Consider the following 2,365-nt stretch of genomic DNA (forward strand, 5'->3'; position numbering starts at 1 on the left):
CCGTTCGTCATGCTCGGCGCAGGTTGTTCAGCGCTGGGCGGAGGCCGGCACCCAGAGGTTGTCGATCTCCTTCTCGGCCGCCGCGAGGCTCGCCTCGTGCAGCGGGATCAGCTCGGCCATCGCCGGCACCGAGGGCGCGAGGGTCAGCTCGGCATGAATGAAGCGCGGCTCCAGGCCGGTCATCGACAGGCCGTGCGGGAGCCACTGCTCCGCGTGGTCCCAGCCGTGGCGCGGGGTGCCCTCGCCGTAGCCGCCACCCCGGCTGGCCAGCACCACGAACTCGCGTCCACCGAGCAGGCCCTCCTGCGTCGTCGGGTCGTAGGTGAGGCCGGCGACGATCAGGTGGTCGACCCAGGACTTGACGCTGCTGGGCGCGCCGTAGTTGTAGAGCGGCAGGCCGAGCAGCACCACGTCGGCCCGCTTCACCTCGTCGACCAGCCGCTCGCTGAGCTCCCAGGACTCGCGCTGGGCCGGGGTGTGCTGGTCCGGCGGCGTCATCCGAGCCAGCCCGCCGTCCGCGTCCAGGTGCGGCAGCGGCTTGGCGCCGAGGTCCCGGTAGTCCACCGTGCCGTCCGGGTGGGCCGCACGCCATGCGGCGACCGCGCGGGCGGTGAGCCGCCGGCTGATCGACCACTCACCGCGGATGCTCGAGTCAATATGCAGAAGATGCATGGTTCCCCCTCCAGGGATCGTCTGTGTAGCGCCAACTATTTATAGCAGGCAGATGTTCCAATCACTCGGTAGACTGGGTCACATGTCCGCCCTGGCCCCAGATCCCTCGGAGCACCGTTCGGGCGCGCTCCTGGACCACCTGGCCCGGCGGATGCGACTGCGGTCGGAGTCGGTGCTGGCGCCACTGGGCCTGCGACCACGGCACCTGGTCGCGCTCACCGTGTTGCGGGACGGCGGCGGCAGCAGTCAGCAGGCGCTCGCCAGCACCCTGGAAATGGACAGCACGAACATCGTCGGGCTGCTCAACGACCTGGAAGCGAAGCACCTGGTCGAGCGGCGACGCTCACCGGAGGACCGCCGACGACACGTCGTCGAGTTGACCGAAGACGGTGCGAAACACCTCAAAGAGGCCGAATGCGCCCTGGCTGGCGCCGAGGACGAGGTGCTGACCGCACTGGGACCCGCCGAACGGGAGACGCTCTACGAACTGCTCCGGCGGGCCGTCTCCGCGACACCGGTCATCTGCACCGAAGCGCTCCGCGCCGACGTCGACAACTGCTGACGGCGGCGGCCGCAGGGTCAGGCGGTCGTCGCCGACTGCGGCCTGTCGTCGCGTACGTGCACCAGCATGTCGCCGGTCTCGATCACGGCACCAGCCCGGTCTGCCAGGCTGACCACCTTGCCCCGCCGCACCAGGGCGATCACCAGTGACTCCAACTCACGCGGCGAGCGACCCACCTCGCTCCGCTCGGCCGAGCGCATCGCCAACGCCATGCCCTGACCGGGAGTGAGCAGATCCTCCACCACGTCGATCAACGGCGGGGCCGAGGTGGACAGACCGAGCAGCCGGCCCGCGGTGGCCGAGGAGACGATCACGTGGTGCGCGCCGCTCTGCTTGAGCAGCGGGGCGTTCTCCGCCTCACGCGCCGCCGCGATGATCCGGACCTGCCCGGCGGTGAGCTGCCGCACCGTCAGCGCGACCAGCACCGAGGCGTCGTCGCTGTCGGTCGCGATGATCACGGCCTTCGCGTTCTTGACGTGCGCCTCGTTCAGCACCGACGACCGGGTCGCCGAGCCCTCGATCGCCACCAGCCCGGCGGAGGTGGCCTGCCGCAGGGCGGCGGCGCTGCGCTCCACCACCACGATCCGCGACCGGTCCAGACCGTTCTCCATCAGGGCGGAGACCGCGCTGCGCCCCTTGGTGCCGTAGCCGCAGATGATGACGTGGTCCTTCACGCTTCTCCTCCACCGCGACAGGCGACGGCCGGTGCGGTACTGCTCGGTCAGAACTTCCAGGGTGGTGCCGACCAGGATGATAAGGAAGATCACCCGGGCGGGGGTGATGAAGAGGACGTTGACCAGCCGAGCCGACGGCGCGGCCGGTGTGATGTCGCCGTAGCCGGTGGTCGAGAGTGACACGACCGCGTAGTAGAAGCAGTCGAGCAGGGTTAGGCCGTCCTCGTTGACGTCGCGGTAGCCGTCCCGGCCGATATAGACGGCGGCGACCACGGCGAAGACCAGGCCCAGTGCGGCGGCGAGCCGTAGGCTCAGCGCGCTCAGAGGGCCCCGGCGTTGCGCGGGGAAATGGATCACCGTCGAACCTGCCCCGCCACCGTCGCCTGCACGCCCACAACATAGCGGTTACGTCCCGCTTCGCACGTCCGGGTCGCTCGCGGACAACCTGGACGGCCCG

3 protein-coding genes are annotated in these 2,365 nt (G+C 70.1%); 1 reads left to right on the plus strand and 2 read right to left on the minus strand.

The features are described 5' to 3' along the window. Positions 1-27: 27 nt before the first annotated feature. On the minus strand, positions 28-672 hold the full coding sequence (locus KBX34_RS32825; RefSeq protein WP_210928954.1) for an FMN-dependent NADH-azoreductase: 645 nt from the start codon (positions 670-672) through the stop codon (positions 28-30). Between the two features lie 82 nt (positions 673-754). Here KBX34_RS32825 and KBX34_RS32830 point away from each other — a divergent pair, with 82 nt between their 5' ends. After that, complete coding sequence (locus KBX34_RS32830; protein WP_185755183.1) at positions 755-1,234, plus strand: MarR family winged helix-turn-helix transcriptional regulator; 480 nt, start codon at positions 755-757, stop codon at positions 1,232-1,234. 17 nt (positions 1,235-1,251) lie between these two features. Here KBX34_RS32830 and KBX34_RS32835 read toward each other — a convergent pair whose 3' ends face one another. Next, entirely contained in the window at positions 1,252-2,265 is a 1,014-nt protein-coding gene (locus tag KBX34_RS32835; RefSeq protein WP_088951350.1) for a TrkA family potassium uptake protein, read from the minus strand. Positions 2,266-2,365: the final 100 nt, after the last annotated feature.

The organism is Micromonospora sp. M61 (assembly GCF_018070245.1).
Classification (GTDB): Bacteria; Actinomycetota; Actinomycetes; order Mycobacteriales; family Micromonosporaceae; genus Micromonospora; species Micromonospora zamorensis.

Excerpts from the sequence above, each read along its gene's own strand:
- KBX34_RS32830 (WP_185755183.1), top strand. The coding sequence starts at position 755 with ATGTCCGCCCTGGCCCCAGATCCCTCGGAGCACCGTTCGGGCGCGCTC.
- KBX34_RS32825 (WP_210928954.1), bottom strand. The coding sequence starts at position 672 with ATGCATCTTCTGCATATTGACTCGAGCATCCGCGGTGAGTGGTCGATC.